The organism is Prochlorococcus marinus str. MIT 9201, from assembly GCF_000759955.1.
Taxonomy (GTDB): domain Bacteria; phylum Cyanobacteriota; class Cyanobacteriia; order PCC-6307; family Cyanobiaceae; genus Prochlorococcus_A; species Prochlorococcus_A marinus_G.
The window spans coordinates 76,288-97,547 of record NZ_JNAL01000018.1 but is presented as its reverse complement, the minus strand read 5'-3'; the positions used below and the strand labels follow the sequence as shown (position 1 = coordinate 97,547).

Below are 21,260 nucleotides of genomic sequence, written 5' to 3'. Positions count from 1 at the left end.
TAAAATACCTAGAAAATAATTTTAATAAACGTATTAAGTGCAATTTATTGATCAAGCCAACATTATTCTTAAAGCTGGAAAAGGTGGGAATGGAATAGTTTCATTTAGAAGAGAAAAATTCGTTCCTGCTGGAGGACCTTCTGGCGGAAATGGTGGCAGAGGGGGATCAGTTATTTTGATGGCTGATAATAATCTTCAAACATTATTAGATTTCAAATTCAAACGTGAAATAATTGCTGAAAATGGATGCAAAGGAGGTCCTAATAAGAGATCAGGTGCTTCAGGTGAGGATACAATCCTTAAAGTACCCTGCGGTACAGAAATCAGGGATATTAAGACCGGCATTATTTTAGGAGACTTAACTAAAGATAAACAGAGTTTAACTATTGCAATTGGAGGAAGAGGTGGACATGGTAATGCTTACTATTTAAGTAATCAAAATAGAGCCCCAGAATCATTCACTGAAGGAAAAGATGGTGAGATATGGGAGGTTCAATTAGAACTAAAACTTCTTGCAGAGGTTGGGATAATAGGTCTACCAAATGCTGGGAAAAGTACTTTAATTTCCGTTGTGTCATCTGCCCGTCCAAAAATCGCGAATTATCCTTTCACAACTCTAATACCTAACTTAGGTGTAGTAAGAAAAATTGATGGGAATGGTTGCCTTTTTGCGGATATTCCTGGATTAATATCAGGGGCAGCTGATGGAGTAGGTTTAGGGCATGATTTTTTAAGACACATCCAAAGAACGAAGATACTTATTCACTTAATTGATGCAATTGCAGAAAATCCTTTACATGATTTTGAGATAATTGAGCAGGAATTAAAAAAATATGGGCAAGGTCTTTTAGATAAAGAGAGAATAATAGTATTGAATAAAATGGAGTTAGTAGATGATGATTATTTGAAAATAATTTCAAAAAAATTAGAAGATTTATCTAAAAAGAAAGTTTTAGTTATTTCTTCATCTTTAAAAAAAGGTTTATCTTCACTGCTTTCTGAAGTATGGAAAAGGATCTAACTTAAATTAAAAATTTTATTGTAAAAAAAACACTTGATTTAATAATGAAAATTAGTCATAAATAAGATACTTCTTTAAACACTATATGAATTTCTATACTTGCTTTGATCAACAAGGAAAAATAATTGCTAGATGTCAAACCATTCAAGATATTGAGGTTTTGAAGAAAATGGGAAGACCGATTGTAGAAGTCAAGGAAATGAAAAATGAGGAATCTGTTGTATGTTCCCTTACAGGAAGTCCATCCGACTTTAATAGAGATTACTAATAGAATTTAAAAAAATAAAAAAAAGGGCTCTAAAGCCCTTTTTTATTGTGCATTATCTATCAAATAAAAGCTTAATCATCATAAACAAGACATTCTGGTTCATCCGGGTTGGCATCGCAGAATAATTCCAAAGCATTAGGGTCATGCTTATCATCTGGATGATGATCTTTATATTCTTCGAGTTCTTTAAGCTCTTCAGTTAAATGTCTGACCTTTGGAAGATTGCCCTCTGCTTTTGCAGATTCGATTTCCGATTGATCTTTTTGGATGTGTTCGTCAATGGATTTCATTTTAAGCTTTTCGTACTTTAGTAGACATACATAACATAGTTAATTTCTAATGAAATTGCATTATCTATGAACTATATAAGTGTTCATTACAACATCATTTTTTTTGAAATTGATTTATTTATTTAAGGTATCTAATTTCATTATTTCCTTTAGCGATGGTAAAACTGGGGTTATTTGATTTGGGTTTAAAGGGAATAAAACTTTGTAGTAATCTTTTTTCCATTCATTGTCGAAGCATGTCCTATTTACGTTAGATAATTTAAAGAATTTTAATCTCCATTCAATAATCTTTTCAAAACTTGATAGTTCTTGTTCAGTACATTTGAATAGTTTGCTATATATCAATTCCCATCTTATAAGCGTTGGGAAAAGGTAAATATCTGCGTAGGTTAACTCTTCGCCAAATATCCAGTCTCCTTTGTTTTTCTGTAGTAAATTTTCAATTTCATTTAAAGCTGCAAAAAGATTTTTACTTGCTTTTTCGTAAGCTGACTGGTTTCTGGCGAAGCCACATTTATATACGCCATCATTAATGCTGTTATTAATTAAATCTAAAAATTTTTGATTACTATCTTTAATACTTAATGCCTGATATTTCGATTCGCTTTTTATTGAATTGAGTAGTTTTATAATCTGTGAACTTTCATTAGACAGAATATTTACTTCATCTTTTACAAAGCTAATTAAAAGAGGTAATGTCGCTCTAAAGATAATCTTTTTATTAGCTTTTTTGTAAAGTTCTGAAAGTCTTATACATCCCTTAATCTTTGTATTGAAAATCCATTCGCCATGCTCAATATCTGCCTTTAAAAAAATTACGTTAACTTTTTTAAATAAGTCTTTTATTTCGTGCACGAGTAAAGTTCTTTGACACCATGGACAAGAATGACCTACTAATAAATAAATTTGTCCATTCTCATTATTAATATCGTATTTACTATTAATGGTTATACCTTTAGGCCTTTTATAATTACCATGTAAATCTGATGGCGCGAAGCCATTCATTAATTGGGTCCAAAACCAAAACCAGAATTTTCTGGAGGCTTTTATAAGGTATTTATTTTGCATAAAATTTTATTTTTAAAGAAAAAATGACTGTTCAAAGAATACTTATCGTTTCAGGCACTCATGGGAATGAAATTAATCCCGTTTGGGCTGTTAAGCAATTTAATAGAAAGGAAAATAGTTTAAATAATGGTATTGAGTATGAGTACATCATAGGTAATCCTGCTGCCTATGAAAAAGGGTGCAGATATATAGATGTAGATTTAAATAGATCTTTTAAAGAAAGTGAGAATTTTGATCAATACAAGAATAGCTTTTATGAAATTAATAGAGCCAATTTTTTAGTAGATGAATTTGGAATTGACGGATCTAAACCCTGTCAAATTGCAATCGATTTGCACACTACTACTGCAAATATGGGAACAAGCATTGTTATGTATGGGAGGAGATCAAAAGATTTTTGTTTAGCTGCATTACTGCAGAACAAATTTGGATTGCCTATTTATTTGCACGAAAAAGATAAAGCCCAAACAGGCTTTCTTGTAGAAGCTTGGCCATGTGGTTTAGTTATTGAAATAGGAGCTGTCGCACAAAATTTTTATGATCAGAATATTATAAATAGATTCTCTCTAATAATTAGCTCCATTAGGGAAGAGATAGAAAAATTAAAAAATAAACTTATAGAACTTCCGAAGGAATTAGTGGTTCACGTTCACCAAGAGAGTATAGATTATCCAAGAAATAAAAAGGGAGATATTGATGGCATAATTCATCCTGAGAGAATAAACCAAGATTGGAAAATGATTAAAAAAGGAGATCCATTATTTCTGGATAGCCATGGAATAATCCACAAATATGAACGGGACCAATTGATTTGGCCTGTTTTTATTGGAGAAGTTGCTTATAAGGAAAAAAAAATTGCCATGAGCTACACAAAAAAAGAAGTGATTTGCTCCAAAAAACGATGGGTTCAAGAGTTTGAATGTTTTTAAATTAAGAAACAGGAACAATAAATCGTTGAAAATTAATAAGGATTTTTTATTTTATAGATAAGTTTATTTAATATTTAATACTTTTATTTTTTTTTCTCATTTTAAAACCTTAAAAACCTAAATTCTTTCACTCCAATAAATAATAGCTCCAAAAGCCTCTAATTGCAGTCGTCTATGCTTAGCCTCTCTTATGGAAACTACCTCTCTTGATCTTTTTCCGTTAAGAAGCCATTCGATTATTACCAAGTTGAATCCTCAATAACAAAGAAAATCTTAAGACATGGAAGTTCTTTTCTCCTGTTTTTCAAAAAATAAGTTTACTTAAAGAAAAAATATTTACACATTTTTAGCGATTTTGGTCTAAAATCTTCGAAGCGGAGATTTATTTTCCGTTTTTATTTACACGTCTCACTTTAGAGACATACTTTACGAACTCATGACAACTATTCAGCAACAGCGTTCTTCGCTGTTAAAAGGTTGGCCACAGTTTTGTGAGTGGGTAACATCAACTAACAACAGAATTTATGTTGGTTGGTTCGGCGTCTTAATGATTCCATGCCTTCTTACAGCAGCGGCTTGCTTCATCGTTGCATTCATCGCAGCACCACCAGTAGACATCGACGGAATTAGAGAGCCAGTTGCTGGTTCATTCCTATATGGAAACAACATCATCTCAGGTGCAGTTGTTCCTTCATCTAACGCTATTGGTCTACACTTCTACCCAATTTGGGAAGCAGCTACTGTAGATGAGTGGTTATACAACGGTGGTCCTTACCAGCTTGTAATTTTCCACTTCCTAATTGGTATCTCAGCATACATGGGAAGACAGTGGGAGCTTTCATACCGTCTAGGTATGCGTCCTTGGATCTGTGTAGCATACTCTGCACCAGTTTCAGCAGCTTTCGCAGTATTCCTTGTATACCCATTCGGTCAAGGTTCATTCTCTGACGGAATGCCTTTAGGTATCTCTGGAACATTCAACTTCATGTTTGTTTTCCAGGCAGAGCACAACATTCTTATGCACCCATTCCATATGGCTGGTGTTGCTGGTATGTTCGGAGGATCTTTATTCTCAGCTATGCACGGTTCACTTGTTACTTCATCTCTAATCAGAGAAACAACTGAGACAGAATCTCAGAACTATGGTTACAAGTTTGGACAAGAAGAAGAAACATATAACATCGTTGCAGCTCATGGCTACTTCGGTCGTTTGATCTTCCAATATGCAAGTTTCAACAACAGCAGAAGTCTTCACTTCTTCCTAGCTGTATTCCCAGTTGTTTGTGTATGGTTAACTTCAATGGGTATCTGCACAATGGCATTCAACCTTAACGGTTTCAACTTCAACCAGTCAGTTGTTGATGCAAACGGTAAGATTGTTCCTACATGGGGTGACGTTCTTAACAGAGCAAACCTAGGTATGGAAGTAATGCACGAGCGTAACGCTCATAACTTCCCACTTGATCTAGCAGCAGCTGAGTCTACAACAGTAGCTCTTTCAGCTCCAGCTATCGGTTAAGCTTAAAGTTCTTAAACTAACAAGCCCCCTTTTTGGGGGCTTTTTTTTGTTTAATTTTCAATTGGTTTCATATAATGTTTATATATAGATAAAACATTTGATATTTCTATGAGTAGTAGTTTTGGAAAAATTTTTCGTGTTAGTACTTTTGGAGAATCACATGGTGGTGCAGTAGGAGTTATTCTTGATGGATGTCCACCTAAGTTAAAAATAGATATAAATCTGATTCAAAATGAATTAGATAGGCGCAGACCTGGCCAAAGTGACATTACAACACCCAGAAATGAAGAAGATAAAATTGAAATATTAAGTGGGATAAAGGAGGGGTTAACACTTGGAACTCCAATAGCAATGTTGGTAAGAAATAAGGATCAAAGACCGGGAGATTATAATAATTTGGAGCAGGTATTTAGACCTTCTCATGCAGATGGTACATATCATCTGAAGTATGGAATTCAGGCAAGTTCTGGCGGTGGAAGAGCTTCTGCTAGAGAAACAATTGGGAGAGTAGCTGCTGGTGCTGTAGCAAAACAATTATTAAAAACCTTCTGTAACACTGAAATACTATCTTGGGTAAAGCGTATACATGATATTGATTCTGATATAAATAAAGGGAAGATTTCTATCAAAAAAATAGATTCTAATATTGTTAGATGTCCTGATGAAAAAGTATCAACAGAAATGATCGAGAGAATTAAGGAATTAAAGCGTCAAGGAGACTCTTGCGGAGGTGTTATTGAATGTCTAGTAAGAAATGTCCCCTCTGGTCTTGGAATGCCTGTTTTTGATAAATTAGAAGCTGATTTAGCAAAGGCTTTGATGTCTTTGCCTGCCACAAAAGGCTTTGAAATAGGTTCAGGTTTCTCTGGAACTTATTTAAAAGGAAGCGAACATAATGATGCCTTCATCAAGTCTGATGATATTAGTAAGTTAAGAACAACATCAAACAATTCAGGAGGTATACAGGGCGGAATAAGTAATGGTGAAAATATCGAGATGAAGATAGCTTTTAAACCTACAGCAACAATCGGGAAAGAACAGAAAACAGTAAATGCTGAAGGTAAAGAAGTACTTATGAAAGCAAAAGGGAGACACGATCCATGCGTTCTACCAAGAGCAGTTCCCATGGTTGATGCTATGGTAGCTTTAGTACTTGCTGATCATTTGCTTCTAAATCATGCTCAATGTGACTTAATAAATAAGTAGTATTTTTGTTGAATAAATAATATTTATCCTTAACTTAATTATTTTTGAGCCATTCATATATTTTTGGATCAAATTTTTTATTTATAAAACCTTTATCTCCAATTACAACCGCTTTATACCCTAAAGATTTATAAGTTTTTAAATCATTGATTGATAGTCCTCCGGCAGCAATGAAATCAACATTTTTATAGTTGAGTATATTTATCGAACTATCTTTACTTTTTATTGGGTAAATTTTGATAATGTTGCAATTTAAATCTATCGCTTCCTTAAGATCTTTTAAATTATTAATTCCAGGAATTAATAAATAATTTTTTGACTGTGCATAATTGAAAAGATCTTTATCCCAAAATTTCATCATCGAAAAATTTAATCCAATTTTTAAAGAATCTTCTATTGATTGCTTATTAACTATGGAGGCAGAGCCTAAATTGATTCTTGGATATTTAATTTTGATATCGGATACAAATTCGAACCAATTTTCGTTGTTAGACCAACTTATTTCAATATTCTTTAATCCTAATTTTACTAAGTTTTCTAATTCTTCAAAAAATGAATTTCTTAGAGAGATATTTGAGTAAATATTTTCTTCAGGTTTTATTAATAAAAAAAAAGACTCAATTTTCAGGTACTCCGAAAAAGAATCTTCTTTATTATTCATTAAAAATTTAAAATTCAGCGTTAAATATAGTTTGCAACTTTTACTTCTGAGCGGTTGAGCAAGTCTTGGATATCTTCGGTATCTATAGTTTCTCTTTCAATTAGCATTTGAGCCATTTCGTCAAGAACATTTCTATTGTCTGTTAAAACTTTTGTAGCTCTCTTGTAGGCAACATCAACAAGTTCTGAAACTTCTACATCAATTGTTGCGGCTGTGTCTTCAGAGAAGTCTCTTGTAGAACTCATATCTCTTCCGAGAAACATTCCACCTTGTGATTGGCCTAGAGCGACTGGTCCTATTTTGTCACTCATACCGAATTTAGTGATCATTTGTCTTGCTACATTGGCAACTTGTTGTAAATCATTTGAAGCTCCGGTTGTTACCTCTTCTTCGCCATAGACTATTTCTTCAGCAACTCTTCCACCTAGAGCTACAGCCATTTGATTTTGAAGGTAAGAACGAGAGTAAAGACCAGATTCCATTCTTTCTTCACTTGGAGTAAAGAAGGTTAGACCCCCAGCTTGACCTCTTGGAATGATTGAAACTTTTGCTACTGGATCATAATCAGGCATTAATGCTCCAACGAGTGCATGACCAGCTTCGTGATAAGCAACTAATTCTTTTTTCTTATCACTGATGACTCTATCTTTCTTTTCAGGGCCAGCCATAACTCTTTCGATGGCATCACCAACTTCATCGTTACTTACTTTATCTAAATCTTTTCTAGCTGCTAGTATTGCTGCTTCATTTAAGAGATTAGCTAAATCTGCACCAGTAAATCCTGGTGTTCTTCTGGCAACTTTATCTAAATCAACGTCTTTTGAAAGAGTTTTATCTTTAGCATGAACATTTAATATCTGCAATCTTCCAGCATAATCTGGTCGATCTACTGTTACCTGTCTATCGAATCTTCCAGGACGCATTAAAGCTGAATCTAAGACATCTGGTCTGTTGGTTGCAGCAACTATTATTATTCCTGAATTACCTTCAAAACCATCCATTTCGGTTAAGAGTTGATTCAATGTTTGTTCTCTTTCATCATTTCCTCCACCCATACCAGCTCCTCTTTGTCTTCCAACTGCATCTATTTCGTCAATGAATACAATACAGGGTGCATTCTTTTTAGCTTGTTCAAAAAGATCTCTAACTCTACTAGCTCCAACCCCAACAAACATCTCTACAAATTCTGAACCAGATATTGAGAAAAAAGGTACACCTGCTTCTCCAGCGACTGCTTTCGCTAGTAATGTTTTTCCTGTACCAGGAGGGCCTACAAGAAGAACTCCTTTTGGAATTTTTGCTCCGACTGCAGTAAATCTATCTGGACTCTTAAGAAAATCTACAACTTCAGTAAGTTCTAATTTTGCACCTTCAACACCAGCAACATCTGAAAAAGTTACTTGTGTAGATGGTTCCATTTGCAGTCTAGCTTTGCTTTTGCCAAAACTCATGGCAGGGTTGCCACCACCAGCATTACCACTTTGGGATCTTCTGAAAAGGAAAAATAGGCCTCCAATCAAAAGTACTGGGAAAATTAAGCTACTTAGAGCCTGTTGCCATGGGTTGGCTAATTTTGTAGGAGTTACAGCTATATCTACATTATTCTCAGTCAGTATTTTTAATAAATCTTTGTCAGGAGCTAAATTGACCTCTGACCTGCTCCCATCATTTTCAACAACTTGAGCTGTGGCATTATCTGGAGATATTAAAACTCTACTGATTTCTTTATCTTGTACTGCCTCTATAAAATCACTATATCTCAAGGTCTTTATAGAACTTTCAGTACTTGGTTTATCAAAAACTGAAGTACCAATGAAAATTACAGTTATAACGGCTAGGACATAAAGTCCTACGTTTCTCCAACGTTTGTTCACGATAAAAAATCTTTAATAAAACTATAATACTAATAATAAAACAATATTAAGAGCGTCTTAGAACATCTACTACACTTTTGAATGCAAACCATTCAGGAATTGGTTCGCCATTCCTCAATTTTTTTCTAAATTCAGTACCACTAAGTTTCATAATTTCATAATTAAATTCTTTAGCTTCTTCAGCTGTTATATATCCTTTTTCCTTCGTATAAACTAAATTTTTTGAAGGAACAGTTTGCATCATCAATTCATCTGCACACTCATTCGCAAAATTCTGGGCGTCATATGGACCATAAAAATCTTCACCAGTAGATGAAGACTTACAACCAGCCATATCTCTTCCAATAATAAAGTGGGTGCAGCCATAATTTCTTCTGATTATCATATGTTGAAGAGCTTCTCTTGGCCCTGCCATATGCATTGAATAAGGTAAAAAAGCCCATTTTATTCTTTCATCAGATATTTCCTCTTCTAATTCTTTATAGGTCAAATATCTAACTTTTCCAGGGATATCATCTTGTTGCGTTGGCCCACAAGTTGGATGAACTAAAACAACTGAGTTAGATGAGACATTATCTGAAAGTAAGGCATTCGTAAATAATTCATAATGTGCTCTATGAATTGGATTTCTGCATTGAAATGCAACTACATCATGATTTGATGGCAGTGAAGATCTAACTTCTTCTGGGGTTTTGCAGGGGAACTCTCTAATTGGTAGTTCGAAACCATAAACTCTTCCTCCTATATAAAATCTCCCTCTCTCGTTAAAAATCATCTTAACAGCAGGATGATCTAAAGAATTAGTACCATAACAAAGTTCAGCTTCTAAGGATTTGTCAGGCTCCCATATAGAGCTAACTTCTAGAACTGCTATTTTTTGTTTTTTATAAGTAAGCAATATTGTCTCTCCAGCTTTTACTTTTTCTTTATTTGAATCAAATACTATAGGCAAGCCAAAAAGTAACCCATTTGTATTTCTATTATTTTTAATTACAGAATTGTAGTTATTTTCATCCATAAATCCTTCCAATGGAGAAAAAGCTCCAACCATCAAAAGTTCTACATCGCATGCATTTCTCTCGCTGCATTCAAACTCATAAGTAGCATTAGAGATAAGATCATTTTTAAGGTTTTTATCTTTGATAATTAAATTTTTTAGTTCTCCTCCAAAAGGCGGTATTAGTCCATTAGTATCTGTTTTACTTTTTTGTTGTAATTCCATTTTTTAAATTGTTAAAGAAAAATTTTGAAAAAAAAAAGGGGTTTAACCCCCTTTTTCTCTTAAGTAGGATTTATGCCTTTCTTCCGTAAAGCTCCCCAATTATTTTTACATCAAGTGGATCCTTTGAACCCATATCTGTATCTGAAGGTTGGATTGCTTCAAAAGTACCAGCAAATTCGTCTGTGTCAGAATCTACATTGTTGATTGAAAGAGTAATAACGCCAGTACCGTTTACATCAACTTTAATATTTTCTTTTGCAAGTTCTTCGTCATCGCCTCCTAATGCAACTAAACCTTGAGCATATTCAACACCAGTATTTTTAGCTCTTGCTTTGGGATCTAAAAAATCACCAGTTCTGTAATTAGGTGTAAATGTTGAACCACTAACCTCAGTTCCTGGTTCAATAGATGAAGGTAAATCAGCTGTAAGGTCTTTTGCTGAGAATGCAAATGGTACCTCTAAGCCGCCGGGAGTTAAGACAGTAATAAGTTGAAAATCAATACCACCTTTTTCTGTGAAAGTTCCTGAGTCTATATCCCCATAAACTTCTGTAACTGTGGTGTTATTTCTAGGACTAATAATTTTTGTAGAAACAAATTCTGCAGCTTTTCTTTTCGTTCCTGGCACTTTTACATAAACTTCTGTTGGATGCATACATATTCCTTTGAGGCTATCTCCATTTCCTAGGGATATTGATCCAACAAGAGATGAGTCTAATGTCGGACAATCATTAGCTTTTCCTGTATTAACAACATCTGTGAATTGTGCATTTCCTCTTTCAGAAAAAGCAAATGTTTTAACAGGTACAAAAGCAAAAGTTATACATAGAGAAATAACAAAAGCTAAGAAAGAACGAATTCTCATAATTAAAGTTGCAGTAAAGTTGAGTGACGAATGATAAGTAATCACATAAAGTTCAGTACGGATATTACAAGGGAAAGGACCATAAAAGTTAGTACTTTTAAATACTCGAAATAACCCGTAGCTTTTTAGATATTTAAAAACTGGAATTATTTTAAGCTATCACATTATTTTTAATGATTAAGATTACAAAAAAATACAAATAAAGAAATTTTTTTATTTTTTTATTGAAATAATTTGCGATATTAATTTATTTGCTAAATCAATTTTTGATGTTTTGTTAATGTATTGTTCCATATTTTTTGTATCAAACAGCCAACCTTCATTTTGTGCCAAAAAGCCAAAACCTTGGCCTTCAAGATCAATTGGATTAGCGAATAGATAATCACAACCCTTTTTAATAATCTTTTCTTTAATTGTTACTCGAGCTTCTTCAATAGATCCTGTAAACGCACAAAAACCCACAAAAACTTGGTTATCTTTTTTTGATTTACTAATTGTTTTTAAAATATCCGGTACTAGCTCAAAATTTTTATTTAAATGATCATTAATTTTATTTTTGGGAATTTTGGCTGAAGTATCTGAGGTTATCTTGAAATCGGATACTGCTGCATTCATGAAAAAATAATCGCAATTTGATATCTCATTATTAAGTGCCCTAATTAAATCAACACTATTTTCAATTTCATACCTTTTTATTCCATCAGTAAGATTTTGGTCTATTTTCAGAGGACCATGGACATACTTTACTCGTGCGCCTCTGAACCTTGCAACTTGAGAAAGGAGTAAGCCCATAGCTCCAGAACTTTTATTAGTGATGTGTCTTGCTGCATCAATTTTCTCTAAGGTGCAACCTCCAGTTATTAATATTTCCTTATTAAGTAAATCTTTGCGAAATGAATTTTGTTTGTGTGAAGCTATAAATTCAAGAGCTAATTGAATAAGATCATTAGGAGGTATCTTACCGATGCCAATAGCATCACACGCTAAAAGGCCTTCACTTGGTTGTAAAGACAAAACATTTTCGTAATTCTGTAAATTCTCATAATTTTTTTGAACAGCTTTATTTAGCCACATTTGGGTATTCATTGCTGGTGCAACAATAATTGGCTTGATATTTGCAATTAATATGCTTGGAATCAATCCTTCTGCATTTCCAGTTACCCATTTCGCTAATGTTGTCGCTGTTAAAGGGGCAATGATTAAAATATCAGCCCAATTGCTTAGTTCTATGTGAAGAGGTGTTGATTGACTATTTGACCATTGATCATTTTCTAAAATGCAAGGGTTTCTACTTAGAATAGAGAGAGAAAGCGGCTTTATAAATTTTTCAGCATTTTTAGATAAAACGCATTTTATTTCATAATTTTCTTTCAACAATTGACTTACTAATAATGGAATTCTTACAGCTGCAATACTCCCGGTGATTAATAAAAGAACCTTTATTTTGGAGTACGTAATTTTAGTTTTCATCGAAAGGTTCCTGATCGAGGAGATGGATGTAATTAGTTGTTAATTCTGGTCTATTTATTGCAAGAGCCCTCAGTAAGTGCCAGTCTTTTAAACCAGCAAACGAAGTATTATAATCATCTTCCTCTAGTCTTTTTGCAAGCTCAAGGGTCATTTCTTCATCAAAAGAATTTACTAATTCCTCACTTATTTTATTTTCAGTAATGAATTTCATATTGAGTAAAGCCAATATAATCTAATAATAAAGCCTCAAGTAATTATTTAAAATTGACAGAGGTATTAAGTACATAATTTTCCAGGATATGAAGATTATCAATATGCATGATTTTTAAAAATTATTGTTAGATCATTTATGTTCATTCTCAGTCATAAATATGCAAACTCTCCTTTTCAGAAATATTCTTTCTTAAAATGGTAATGCCAAAATTCATATCATGTCGCAAACCAAAAGAGAACAAGTTATTAGTCACATTCGCTATTTAAGACAAGAGCTCAGAGAAATGCATTTAGGAATAAAAGAAGATGACCTTTTCCCTGAACCAGGAGAATTAAGAGGATTAATGGCTCAGTTGGAAGTATTACTTGAATTAATAGAAGGAAATACTAAGATTGAATCAAATTCCGAAGCTGCTTAGATTAAATGCAAAATGGTTGTTAGACCTCAAAAGACCAAATTTCAGCTTAAGATCGTGGAAAATATTCATACATTAAGTATTTGGGCTAGTAACCCTTGGCGTAGATACTCAATATCATTTATAACGTTATTAATTGGCTATTTTTTTGGGAGTTCACTTGGTATGGTAAGTGCGGTGTTGGAACTCATGGATCCTGTTGCTGCTTTCTTATCAGTAGTTTTTATTGAAATATTAATAGTATTAAGAAGAAATTTCAGATTTGAAAGTAAAAAGAAATTTTTAGTACTTTTATTAGATTCTTTAAGATTAGGATTATTTTATGGTTTCTTCACTGAAAGTCTTAAGTTGCTATGAATTTATTTGTTGTATTTCTGTAATAGATAAAGCAAAGCCATTCTTATAGGAATACCATTTGAAACTTGATCATTAATTAAGCAATTAGGATATTCATCTACTACTTTACTACTTATTTCAATATCTCTATTAATAGGTCCAGGATGAAGAATTGGAATTTCTCTATTATTCAAAGATAATTTCTCTGGGGTTAAGCCATAATCCGAACTATATGAATCAATGCTACTTAGTAAATTCTCCATCATTCTCTCTTTCTGGAGTCTTAAAACAATAATCGCATCTGCAATTTTTATTGATTCTTCCAATGATCTAGAGATTGTAATAGACCCTCTTGATTTAACGGGATCTTCTTTTTGATTTGGCCCGGGGACTTTTAAAAAATTGATAAATTCATCAGGTATTAATGTCTTTGGACCACATAAGATTATGTCTGCGCCGAACGCACTCAAAGCCCAAAGATTTGATCTGGCAACCCTTGAATGATTAACGTCTCCAATTATTAAAATTTTTTTGGAATTTAAAACCTCTGGACTCAGTGTTTTTGTGGAAAAGAATTTTATCAATGTATAGATGTCAAGCAATCCTTGGCTAGGATGACTATGTAATCCATCTCCAGCATTAAGAACCGAAGTCTTGGAATTTATTGCATCCAATTTTTTAGCAATTTCAAAAGTTATATAGCTTGATGAATGTCTGATAACTAATGTATCTGCCCCCATAGCAGAGTAAGTTATGGCTGTATCAATTATTGTTTCGCCTTTTGTTAAAGAACTAGAGGATGGCGCAAAAGTTTGGACATCAGCAGAAAGCCTTTTTGCTGCAAGCTCAAAACTATTTTTTGTTCTTGTACTTGCTTCAAAAAATAAAGAAGTTACCAAAGTCCCTTGTAAGGCAGGTATCTTTTTCGTTCCTGTATTCTTTAGTGCATCAAATCTATTAGCTAATTCAAATACTGACTCATAATCTTGAATTGAAAAATTAGCGAGTGTGTGGATATGTTTATGAGACCAAATTTGCATTATGCTTAAAAAGATAAATGATTATTCAAATTTAGGTGTTCTATCACCTATTAATCTTTTACTGACACTCCTACTATTTTTGAGATACCATCGCCATTTTATATTTTTTGCCTTTGATATGCCAATTCTCGTGGTTTGAATAAGATCTTTTTCTTTAAGGGTTGAGTCTCTTGGAGAAATCCATAAAGATTTGTTATTTAGAACTTCAAGAGAGTTAAATGAAATATCTACATTGAATGACTTAGTAACTAGGCCAGGTCCAGAAGCTAATCTTTCATTTTTTTTAGAGATAAAAACTGATCTTATCAATACACCACTTGCGAAATTTTCTTTATCAGTAACAATGTTTAAACAATGATGAATTCCATAAGATTTGTAAATATAAAATGTTCCAGGTTTGCCAAATAATGCTTTATTTGATTTAGTCATTTTGCGGTAGCCATGACAGGATTCTTCTTCCTGTGAATAAGCTTCAGTTTCAACAATTACCCCCTTAACTTTATCTGTACCATTATTTTTTTTTATAAGATAACAGCCTATTAAATCAGGAGCCACATGTTTAGAGTGCCGATAAAAAAAGTTTTTTGGAAATAATTCTTCTTCTATTTTTTATTATTTATCTAATTTTATATTAAGCTGAGAAAAATAATTAAGGCTATAAATTGATATTGATTTGCAAAAAGTTGTTATTATTTTTTTATATTTATTTAAATTCAAAATATATAATTGAAAAAAATGTTTTAAATAAACTATTATTTAACAAGAGTAAACACTACTGGCATGACAAAAATAACTAAAGAGGAAGTAAAAAAAGTTGCTCATTTGGCGAGATTAGAACTTAACGAGAATGAAATTAGTAATCACGCAGAACAATTAGAAAAGATTTTGGATTATATAAGACAACTTGAAAAAATTGATACAGATGATGTTCCCTCTACCACCAGAGCAATAGAGGTTCTGAATGTACTTAGAAAAGACGAAAAGAAAAATTCTGATTGTACTGAAGAACTTTTAGAATTAGGACCATCTCGAGAAGATAAATACTTTAAAGTTCCAAAAATTATGAACGATTAATTTAGCTGCTTCCTATAAATGTTTTATTGACAATTTTTAGTAAATATTTTTTTATCTTATAGCCTGGAAAGAGATTAATGATTTTTCTTATCTTCCCTCCTTTTTTGCTATGGCTCCTTACCCCTATTAACAAATCGTATATAAAATTAAAAATGTCTTCTTTGCTTTCAAATATTCCAACTCTTTGAGGAGATCCTTTCAAATCTAATAATGGCTTAGTTTTTTCATAAGCTATTTTGTATTCAAACCAAGGTATAGAAGGCCAGAGGTGATGAATTAGATGATAATTTTGACCCATTATTATTAAATTCATAAAATTACTTGGGTAAACTCTAGAATTTATCCATTTATTTCTGGATCGAAAAGGTCTATGAGGTAGATAATCAAAAAATATACCCAGAGTAACTCCAACCATTAACGCTGGTCCAAACCATAAATTATAGATGAGATTCATAAAGTCAAATTTTATACCTGCCAAGATTATCGTTATAAAGATTGATCTTTCGATTCCCCATTGTAGTAACTCATATTTTCGCCAAAGTTTTCTTTGAAAGAAAAATATCTCATGATAAAAAAATCTTGGAGCAATTAGCCATATTGGCCCAAAAGTACTGACAATATGATCTGGATCATTTTTTGGGTGATTTACATGAATATGATGTTGTAAATGCACTCTTGTAAAGACTGGGAAGCTAAACCCTAATAGAATTGCTGAGCCATGACCCATTGCCTGATTTATCCAAGGAATAGGGTGAGCAGCTTTATGACAGGCATCATGAATTACGGTACCTTCAATATGTAAAGCTAAAAAAGCAGTGGCTACAAGTAATGGTAAAGGCCAAACACCCCTATACCATTGCCATATGCTAAGAAAAGCAAGAAAATAACCGCCAAAAAATAAACCTAATGTTGGATTCCAAAAACTTGGCGGATCTACGTAATTTTTAATCTCTTTTTGCCAATTAAATGTTTTTGAAGAATTAGTATTTTTTGTTGTATTTTTACTGATTAAGTTTGAAATCGTTTCTTATATTCTTTAAACAATATAACTGATATTTTAAGGTGATTGCATGATCAAATAAAAAAAAATTTTTTAAAAGATACTTAATCTTATTTAATGTGTCAAATTAATTATCTTAAGTTAAAAAATTTTTTAAAATATACCTCTTTCAATTATTATTTTACTTGAGCGGTCGTGGCGGAATTGGTAGACGCGCGAGTTTTAGGTACTCGTATCTTCGGGTGTGGGAGTTCAAGTCTCCCCGACCGCACTTAAGAGAATTCTGATAGATGGTTTGTTTATCTATATCAACTTCCTATAATTTAATTAATTAATCAATTTAATGAATAGTTTAATATTGTATTTGGGATTTTTTTATATAGTAATTGGGACTATATTTTTATCTGTACCGATACTTTATCTTGAGCTCGGCAGACCAAAAGACTTGATAAAAGCTTTTTTAAATTTATTAATGGGTTTGATATTAATAATTAAAAATAAAACAATAGATCAATCATTTTTTGTAATTTTAATTTTATTAACTCTACTCGTTATTTTTTATATATTAGAGCTTTTTTCTTCTAGATGGTATCAATTGACAGATACCGAAAAGGAAAAACTAACTACCTTTTTAGAATTTAAAAAAAACTTTTCGAAAATATTAGAAGCTATTAATCTGGGAGTTGGTAATTTTACTAAAACTTTAAATTTATTTAATTTTGCAAGCAATAATAAAAATTCAACTCAAAAAAAGTGGGTAAGAAATGATAAAAATGATAATATAAAAGTCTGAAATCAAATCAATTGGTTAATTGAAACATCCCAAAAAAAACTACAGGTTAATTAAGAAAGAATATAATGAATTAGATTTATTTAAATAATTCTTTTGATCCCAATATTTTTAATATAGTCGTATGAAATCTCAAAATAGCGAAGAAAAAAAATCAGAATTTTCTTATAAAGAAACTTTAAATTTACTTAAAACTGATTTCTCAATGCGTGCTAACTCAGTGGTAAGAGAACCTGAAATTCAGAATTTTTGGGCTAATAATAATATTGATTTCCAACTAGGTTCAAGTAACTCAGGCGAAATATTTACATTACATGATGGCCCCCCTTATGCAAATGGAGCTCTTCATATGGGTCATGCTCTTAATAAAGTTTTAAAAGACATAATAAATAAGTACAAAACCTTAAGAGGATTTAGAGTTCATTATGTGCCTGGCTGGGACTGTCATGGATTACCTATTGAACTAAAAGTACTTCAAAATTTAAAGTCTGATGAAAGAAAAAATCTTGATACTTTGAATTTGAGAAAAAAAGCAACAGCTTATGCCCATATTCAAATTAATAATCAAATGGCGGGTTTCAAAAGATGGGGTATATGGGGAGATTGGGATAATCCTTACTTAACTCTTAAGAAAAGTTATGAATCTGCTCAGATTGGAGTGTTTGGGAAGATGTTTTTAAATGGCTATATATATCGAGGTCTCAAACCTGTTCACTGGAGTCCAAGTTCTAGGACTGCTCTTGCAGAAGCAGAATTAGAATATCCTGATGAACATTATTCAAAAAGTATTTATGTTTCTTTAAAAATCACTAAATTATCTGAAGAAATTATATCGAATTTCTACCAAGAAAATCTTAATATCGAAAAAGATTTTTTTCAAAATAATTCTTTTATAACTATTTGGACCACAACCCCTTGGACTATCCCTGCAAATGAAGCGGTTGCAGTAAATCCGAAAATAAACTATGTTTTTGCTATCGACGAAGAGAAAAGAATATACCTTTTTGCAGGAGATTTATCTTCTGAATTGCGTAATAAATTTAATAAGGATTTCAAGATACTTTTAGAGGTTAAAGGCTCTAAATTGGAAAATATTGAATATCAACATCCAACTAAGAATAAAAATTGCAAAATTGTAATTGGGGGAGATTACATCACTACAGAATCAGGTACAGGAATTGTTCATACTGCACCTGGTCATGGTATAGATGATTTTAATGTGGGGCAAAAATATGATTTACCGATAACATGTGTTGTTGATGAAAAAGGGAACTTAAATGAATATTCTGGTCAATTCAAAGGATCAAATGTCCTAAAAGAAGCAAATGATTTAATTATTGGGTATTTAAAAGAAAATAATTTGCTTCTATTACAAGAAAAATATAAACATAGATATCCTTATGATTGGAGAACCAAAAAACCAACTATTTTTAGGGCGACAGAACAATGGTTTGCATCCGTAAATGGCTTTAGATCATCTGCATTAAAGGCAATCGAAGATGTTGAATGGATGCCAGAAACTGGAAAAAAAAGAATTTATTCAATGGTTGTTGGTAGAGGGGATTGGTGTATTTCTAGACAGAGGTCGTGGGGAGTTCCAATTCCAGTTTTTTATAAAAAAAATGGCAATGACATTCTCCTTAACAGTGAGATAATTAATCATATTCAAGAACTTTTTAATGAACATGGAGCAGATATTTGGTGGGATTGGGATGTTAAGAATCTATTGCCGGAAAATTATGTAAAAGAATCTGATCTTTGGGAAAAAGGTACAGATACAATGGATGTTTGGTTCGATTCAGGATCTAGCTGGGCTGCAGTGTGTGAACTAAGAAGTGAATTAAAGTATCCAGCTGATCTTTATTTAGAGGGTTCAGATCAACATCGAGGATGGTTCCAGTCTTCTTTGCTAACATCTGTTGCTGTGAATAATAAACCTCCATATAAGAAAGTTTTAACTCACGGTTTTGCACTTGATGAAAATGGTAGAAAAATGAGTAAATCTTTAGGGAATGTTGTTGATCCAAATATCATTATAAATGGAGGTAATAATAAAAAAACTGAACCTGCTTATGGGGCTGATGTTTTAAGGCTATGGGTAAGCTCTGTAGATTATTCAGTAGATGTTCCAATTGGTTCAAATATACTCAAGCAACTATCAGATGTTTACAGAAAAGTTCGTAATACCGCGAGATATCTTCTTGGGAATATTCATGATTATGACCCTAAAGTTGATAGCTTTGATATTGATCAATTGCCTCTCTTAGATCAATGGATGCTTGGAAGATTACTGGACGTAACAGATCAAATATCAGATGCTTATGAAAATTATGAATTTTCTAAATTTTTTCAAATCTTACAAAGTTTTTGCGTTGTAGATCTATCTAATTTCTATTTGGATATTGCAAAAGATCGGTTGTATGTAAGTTCTAAATCAGAATATAGGAGAAAATCTTGTCAGTTTGTTATGTCTAAAATTGTTGAAAATTTAGCTGTTCTTATCTCCCCAGTACTTTCTCATATGGCTGAAGATATTTGGCAAAATATTCCATATTCAACCAAAGAAAAATCAGTATTTCAAAGAGGATGGCCAATTTTTTCGCAGTCATGGAAAAATACTATTCTTAATGGTCACATATCAAATTTAAGAAGTTTGAGAGTTGAAATTAACAAAGCCATCGAGGGATGTAGAAATAAACAAATAATTGGAGCAGCTTTAGAAACAGAAGTGAATTATTTTCCTGAAGATAAAGTTGTAAAAGATTCTCTGAATTGGCTAAAGAAATTTGGTAATCAAGATGTAGATTTATTTAGGGATTGGCTAATAGTTTCAAATTTTCAAATGGTTTCTGATTTGGCAGAGAACTATTTAATTATCGATAACAATAAACTTGGAAAAATTCAAATCCTAAAAGCTCATGGCCAAAAATGTGATAGATGTTGGCATTATCAAAAAGAGACTTATAGCGGAATGCAAAATACAAAATTATGCAAAAGATGTGCAAATATTATTAATCTTGAATTTACTTAAATCCAGTTTTTTTTATCAAAAAAATAAATAGAGTTTTTACTTTCTCTAATGAAGTTATCCTTGTTTTCTGTTAAAGGTGCCTTATAAAGTTTAAAGTTTGAAAGTACAAATCTATTTCCTACAACTTTTTTTTCTAAATCTATTTCAATTGGATGAGTGGTAGAGCTACTGAAACCTTTAAAAATAATTATTTCTAAATGTTCTGTTTGATTTTTTTTAAAAATTGAACCTTCTACTTTAAGAACTCTATTGGGTATTAGGGAACTTATTTTTTCTAAATTATTTAATAAATTAACTTCTTCCATTTTCAGAGAAGCATGAGTTTCTTCCATTTTTAGGAAATTTAATTATTGACCATTGAATCAATCCTAAGGTATAGATTAATAATGAAAATAATCCTAAAAATTTTGCTATCGGCTGAGTAAAGTTAGCTCCGAAGAAAAAATTAAATAAATTTTTGATAATAATATATAAATTCGTAGAGGGCTGAAGCCACATTTCACAAGCAGCTGAATTAATAAAAGAGAAGCAATTAAAGTTTCGTAAACTTTGGATTAAGAAATTAAATGATATAAAAGTTAGCGACCATCTCCATATTTTTGTTGTTGAGATAAGGGAGTTAGAAAAATCATATTCTTTTAATTCATCATTAATATCGTTCCAAAACCAAACTGAAATTGTCATTAATAATGTTGAAATATTTGTAACAATAAGAGCATAATTATACTTACCTATTAAAAGTAAAAGGCTTATAAAAAATAAAAGGGATATTTTCCAATAAATTGATAGAAGTTTATTAACAGCTTTATTACTTTTTTTGATTGACCAAAAAAATAATGTGACAGGAATGCCAATAAGGAAAATTATCGAAAGTCGAAAGGATAGCCAAATAGAAAGTTGATTAAAAACGTTCAAAACTTTTTCTTTTTAAATACATAATAATTAAACATCAAACTGTTCCTTTTTA

Annotated in this window: 24 protein-coding genes and 1 tRNA gene; 11 read left to right on the top strand and 14 right to left on the bottom strand. The window is 31.9% G+C overall.

The genetic code is table 11. The features are described from left to right. The first annotated feature begins 37 nt into the window (after positions 1-37). Both obgE and EU95_RS01070 read left to right on the top strand, forming a co-directional pair. On the top strand, positions 38-1,021 hold the full coding sequence (gene obgE / locus EU95_RS01065) for a GTPase ObgE (RefSeq protein WP_032522858.1): 984 nt from the start codon (positions 38-40) through the stop codon (positions 1,019-1,021). Positions 1,022-1,106: 85 nt separating this feature from the next. Beyond that, positions 1,107-1,289, top strand: a complete 183-nt coding sequence (locus EU95_RS01070; protein ID WP_011817712.1) for a hypothetical protein — start codon at positions 1,107-1,109, stop codon at positions 1,287-1,289. 71 nt (positions 1,290-1,360) lie between these two features. Here EU95_RS01070 and EU95_RS01075 read toward each other — a convergent pair whose 3' ends face one another. Then, positions 1,361-1,579 (bottom strand): CP12 domain-containing protein, encoded by a 219-nt coding sequence (locus EU95_RS01075; RefSeq protein WP_019480078.1) that lies wholly within the window; start codon positions 1,577-1,579, stop codon positions 1,361-1,363. 114 nt (positions 1,580-1,693) lie between these two features. After that, entirely contained in the window at positions 1,694-2,647 is a 954-nt protein-coding gene (locus EU95_RS01080; RefSeq protein ID WP_032522857.1) for a glutathione S-transferase family protein, read from the bottom strand. Positions 2,648-2,670: 23 nt separating this feature from the next. Between EU95_RS01080 and EU95_RS01085 the strand changes: the two genes are divergently transcribed. Then, positions 2,671-3,576: an aspartoacylase gene (locus tag EU95_RS01085; RefSeq protein WP_032522856.1), complete on the top strand. Its 906-nt coding sequence runs from the start codon at positions 2,671-2,673 to the stop codon at positions 3,574-3,576. A 117-nt stretch (positions 3,577-3,693) separates the two neighbouring features. On the opposite strand, the gene EU95_RS10295 is transcribed toward EU95_RS01085, so the two are convergent. Then, on the bottom strand, positions 3,694-3,822 hold the full coding sequence (locus tag EU95_RS10295; RefSeq protein ID WP_275040503.1) for a hypothetical protein: 129 nt from the start codon (positions 3,820-3,822) through the stop codon (positions 3,694-3,696). Positions 3,823-4,012: 190 nt separating this feature from the next. On the opposite strand from EU95_RS10295, the gene psbA reads away from it, so the two are divergent. Continuing rightward, positions 4,013-5,095: a photosystem II q(b) protein gene (gene psbA, locus EU95_RS01090; protein ID WP_002805533.1), complete on the top strand. Its 1,083-nt coding sequence runs from the start codon at positions 4,013-4,015 to the stop codon at positions 5,093-5,095. A 108-nt stretch (positions 5,096-5,203) separates the two neighbouring features. Further along, a complete protein-coding gene (gene aroC, locus EU95_RS01095) occupies positions 5,204-6,301 on the top strand; it encodes a chorismate synthase (protein ID WP_032522855.1) in 1,098 nt (365 codons plus the stop codon). A 34-nt stretch (positions 6,302-6,335) separates the two neighbouring features. Here the strand turns inward: aroC and EU95_RS01100 are convergent, their stop codons facing one another. The 6 genes from EU95_RS01100 to isiD all read right to left on the bottom strand — a co-directional run bounded on the left by EU95_RS01100 (position 6,336) and on the right by isiD (position 12,604). After that, on the bottom strand, positions 6,336-6,962 hold the full coding sequence (locus EU95_RS01100) for a bifunctional 4-hydroxy-2-oxoglutarate aldolase/2-dehydro-3-deoxy-phosphogluconate aldolase (RefSeq protein ID WP_032522854.1): 627 nt from the start codon (positions 6,960-6,962) through the stop codon (positions 6,336-6,338). 20 nt (positions 6,963-6,982) lie between these two features. Continuing rightward, complete coding sequence (gene ftsH, locus EU95_RS01105) at positions 6,983-8,836, bottom strand: ATP-dependent zinc metalloprotease FtsH (protein ID WP_032522853.1); 1,854 nt, start codon at positions 8,834-8,836, stop codon at positions 6,983-6,985. Between the two features lie 46 nt (positions 8,837-8,882). Then, positions 8,883-10,058, bottom strand: a complete 1,176-nt coding sequence (sat, locus tag EU95_RS01110) for a sulfate adenylyltransferase (protein WP_032522852.1) — start codon at positions 10,056-10,058, stop codon at positions 8,883-8,885. 70 nt (positions 10,059-10,128) lie between these two features. Beyond that, positions 10,129-10,923 carry a photosystem II manganese-stabilizing polypeptide gene (locus tag EU95_RS0109180; RefSeq protein WP_025979193.1) on the bottom strand — a complete coding sequence of 265 codons (795 nt, stop codon included), beginning with the start codon at positions 10,921-10,923 and terminating at the stop codon, positions 10,129-10,131. Positions 10,924-11,136: 213 nt separating this feature from the next. Beyond that, positions 11,137-12,393: a bifunctional phosphopantothenoylcysteine decarboxylase/phosphopantothenate--cysteine ligase CoaBC gene (coaBC, locus tag EU95_RS01115; RefSeq protein ID WP_032522851.1), complete on the bottom strand. Its 1,257-nt coding sequence runs from the start codon at positions 12,391-12,393 to the stop codon at positions 11,137-11,139. Next, a complete protein-coding gene (isiD, locus tag EU95_RS01120) occupies positions 12,383-12,604 on the bottom strand; it encodes a protein IsiD (protein ID WP_032522850.1) in 222 nt (73 codons plus the stop codon). The genes coaBC and isiD overlap by 11 nt, the downstream gene beginning before the upstream one ends. A gap of 220 nt (positions 12,605-12,824) precedes the next feature. On the opposite strand from isiD, the gene EU95_RS01125 reads away from it, so the two are divergent. Continuing rightward, positions 12,825-13,025 (top strand): hypothetical protein, encoded by a 201-nt coding sequence (locus tag EU95_RS01125; RefSeq protein ID WP_032522849.1) that lies wholly within the window; start codon positions 12,825-12,827, stop codon positions 13,023-13,025. Between the two features lie 12 nt (positions 13,026-13,037). Next, entirely contained in the window at positions 13,038-13,379 is a 342-nt protein-coding gene (locus EU95_RS01130) for a DUF565 domain-containing protein (RefSeq protein ID WP_032522848.1), read from the top strand. 2 nt (positions 13,380-13,381) lie between these two features. Here the strand turns inward: EU95_RS01130 and EU95_RS01135 are convergent, their stop codons facing one another. Further along, complete coding sequence (locus tag EU95_RS01135) at positions 13,382-14,398, bottom strand: aspartate carbamoyltransferase catalytic subunit (RefSeq protein ID WP_032522847.1); 1,017 nt, start codon at positions 14,396-14,398, stop codon at positions 13,382-13,384. Positions 14,399-14,419: 21 nt separating this feature from the next. Then, on the bottom strand, positions 14,420-15,004 hold the full coding sequence (locus tag EU95_RS0109175) for a DNA-3-methyladenine glycosylase (protein WP_072014845.1): 585 nt from the start codon (positions 15,002-15,004) through the stop codon (positions 14,420-14,422). Between the two features lie 174 nt (positions 15,005-15,178). Between EU95_RS0109175 and gatC the strand changes: the two genes are divergently transcribed. After that, entirely contained in the window at positions 15,179-15,472 is a 294-nt protein-coding gene (gatC, locus tag EU95_RS01140; protein ID WP_032522846.1) for an Asp-tRNA(Asn)/Glu-tRNA(Gln) amidotransferase subunit GatC, read from the top strand. Position 15,473: 1 nt separating this feature from the next. On the opposite strand, the gene EU95_RS01145 is transcribed toward gatC, so the two are convergent. Next, complete coding sequence (locus EU95_RS01145; RefSeq protein ID WP_158462212.1) at positions 15,474-16,421, bottom strand: fatty acid desaturase; 948 nt, start codon at positions 16,419-16,421, stop codon at positions 15,474-15,476. A 240-nt stretch (positions 16,422-16,661) separates the two neighbouring features. Between EU95_RS01145 and EU95_RS01150 the strand changes: the two genes are divergently transcribed. From EU95_RS01150 to ileS, 3 genes are all read left to right on the top strand, one after another. Further along, positions 16,662-16,743: transfer RNA gene (locus EU95_RS01150), tRNA-Leu, on the top strand. A 72-nt stretch (positions 16,744-16,815) separates the two neighbouring features. After that, positions 16,816-17,265, top strand: a complete 450-nt coding sequence (locus EU95_RS0109170; protein WP_032522844.1) for a hypothetical protein — start codon at positions 16,816-16,818, stop codon at positions 17,263-17,265. A 121-nt stretch (positions 17,266-17,386) separates the two neighbouring features. Further along, a complete protein-coding gene (ileS, locus tag EU95_RS01155) occupies positions 17,387-20,293 on the top strand; it encodes an isoleucine--tRNA ligase (RefSeq protein WP_032522843.1) in 2,907 nt (968 codons plus the stop codon). Here the strand turns inward: ileS and EU95_RS01160 are convergent. Beyond that, a complete protein-coding gene (locus EU95_RS01160; protein WP_032522842.1) occupies positions 20,290-20,625 on the bottom strand; it encodes a hypothetical protein in 336 nt (111 codons plus the stop codon). The two genes, ileS and EU95_RS01160, sit on opposite strands and share 4 nt — an antisense overlap. Further along, positions 20,585-21,208 carry a DUF3177 family protein gene (locus EU95_RS01165; protein WP_032522841.1) on the bottom strand — a complete coding sequence of 208 codons (624 nt, stop codon included), beginning with the start codon at positions 21,206-21,208 and terminating at the stop codon, positions 20,585-20,587. The genes EU95_RS01160 and EU95_RS01165 overlap by 41 nt, the downstream gene beginning before the upstream one ends. Between the last annotated feature and the right edge of the window lie 52 nt (positions 21,209-21,260).

Excerpts from the sequence above, each read along its gene's own strand:
- EU95_RS01070 (WP_011817712.1), top strand. The coding sequence starts at position 1,107 with ATGAATTTCTATACTTGCTTTGATCAACAAGGAAAAATAATTGCTAGA.
- EU95_RS01075 (WP_019480078.1), bottom strand. The coding sequence starts at position 1,579 with ATGAAATCCATTGACGAACACATCCAAAAAGATCAATCGGAAATCGAA.
- EU95_RS01080 (WP_032522857.1), bottom strand. The coding sequence starts at position 2,647 with ATGCAAAATAAATACCTTATAAAAGCCTCCAGAAAATTCTGGTTTTGG.
- EU95_RS01085 (WP_032522856.1), top strand. The coding sequence starts at position 2,671 with ATGACTGTTCAAAGAATACTTATCGTTTCAGGCACTCATGGGAATGAA.
- psbA (WP_002805533.1), top strand. The coding sequence starts at position 4,013 with ATGACAACTATTCAGCAACAGCGTTCTTCGCTGTTAAAAGGTTGGCCA.
- aroC (WP_032522855.1), top strand. The coding sequence starts at position 5,204 with ATGAGTAGTAGTTTTGGAAAAATTTTTCGTGTTAGTACTTTTGGAGAA.
- EU95_RS01100 (WP_032522854.1), bottom strand. The coding sequence starts at position 6,962 with ATGAATAATAAAGAAGATTCTTTTTCGGAGTACCTGAAAATTGAGTCT.
- sat (WP_032522852.1), bottom strand. The coding sequence starts at position 10,058 with ATGGAATTACAACAAAAAAGTAAAACAGATACTAATGGACTAATACCG.
- EU95_RS0109180 (WP_025979193.1), bottom strand. The coding sequence starts at position 10,923 with ATGAGAATTCGTTCTTTCTTAGCTTTTGTTATTTCTCTATGTATAACT.
- coaBC (WP_032522851.1), bottom strand. The coding sequence starts at position 12,393 with ATGAAAACTAAAATTACGTACTCCAAAATAAAGGTTCTTTTATTAATC.
- isiD (WP_032522850.1), bottom strand. The coding sequence starts at position 12,604 with ATGAAATTCATTACTGAAAATAAAATAAGTGAGGAATTAGTAAATTCT.
- EU95_RS01125 (WP_032522849.1), top strand. The coding sequence starts at position 12,825 with ATGTCGCAAACCAAAAGAGAACAAGTTATTAGTCACATTCGCTATTTA.
- EU95_RS01130 (WP_032522848.1), top strand. The coding sequence starts at position 13,038 with ATGGTTGTTAGACCTCAAAAGACCAAATTTCAGCTTAAGATCGTGGAA.
- EU95_RS01135 (WP_032522847.1), bottom strand. The coding sequence starts at position 14,398 with ATGCAAATTTGGTCTCATAAACATATCCACACACTCGCTAATTTTTCA.
- gatC (WP_032522846.1), top strand. The coding sequence starts at position 15,179 with ATGACAAAAATAACTAAAGAGGAAGTAAAAAAAGTTGCTCATTTGGCG.
- EU95_RS0109170 (WP_032522844.1), top strand. The coding sequence starts at position 16,816 with ATGAATAGTTTAATATTGTATTTGGGATTTTTTTATATAGTAATTGGG.
- ileS (WP_032522843.1), top strand. The coding sequence starts at position 17,387 with ATGAAATCTCAAAATAGCGAAGAAAAAAAATCAGAATTTTCTTATAAA.
- EU95_RS01160 (WP_032522842.1), bottom strand. The coding sequence starts at position 20,625 with ATGGAAGAAACTCATGCTTCTCTGAAAATGGAAGAAGTTAATTTATTA.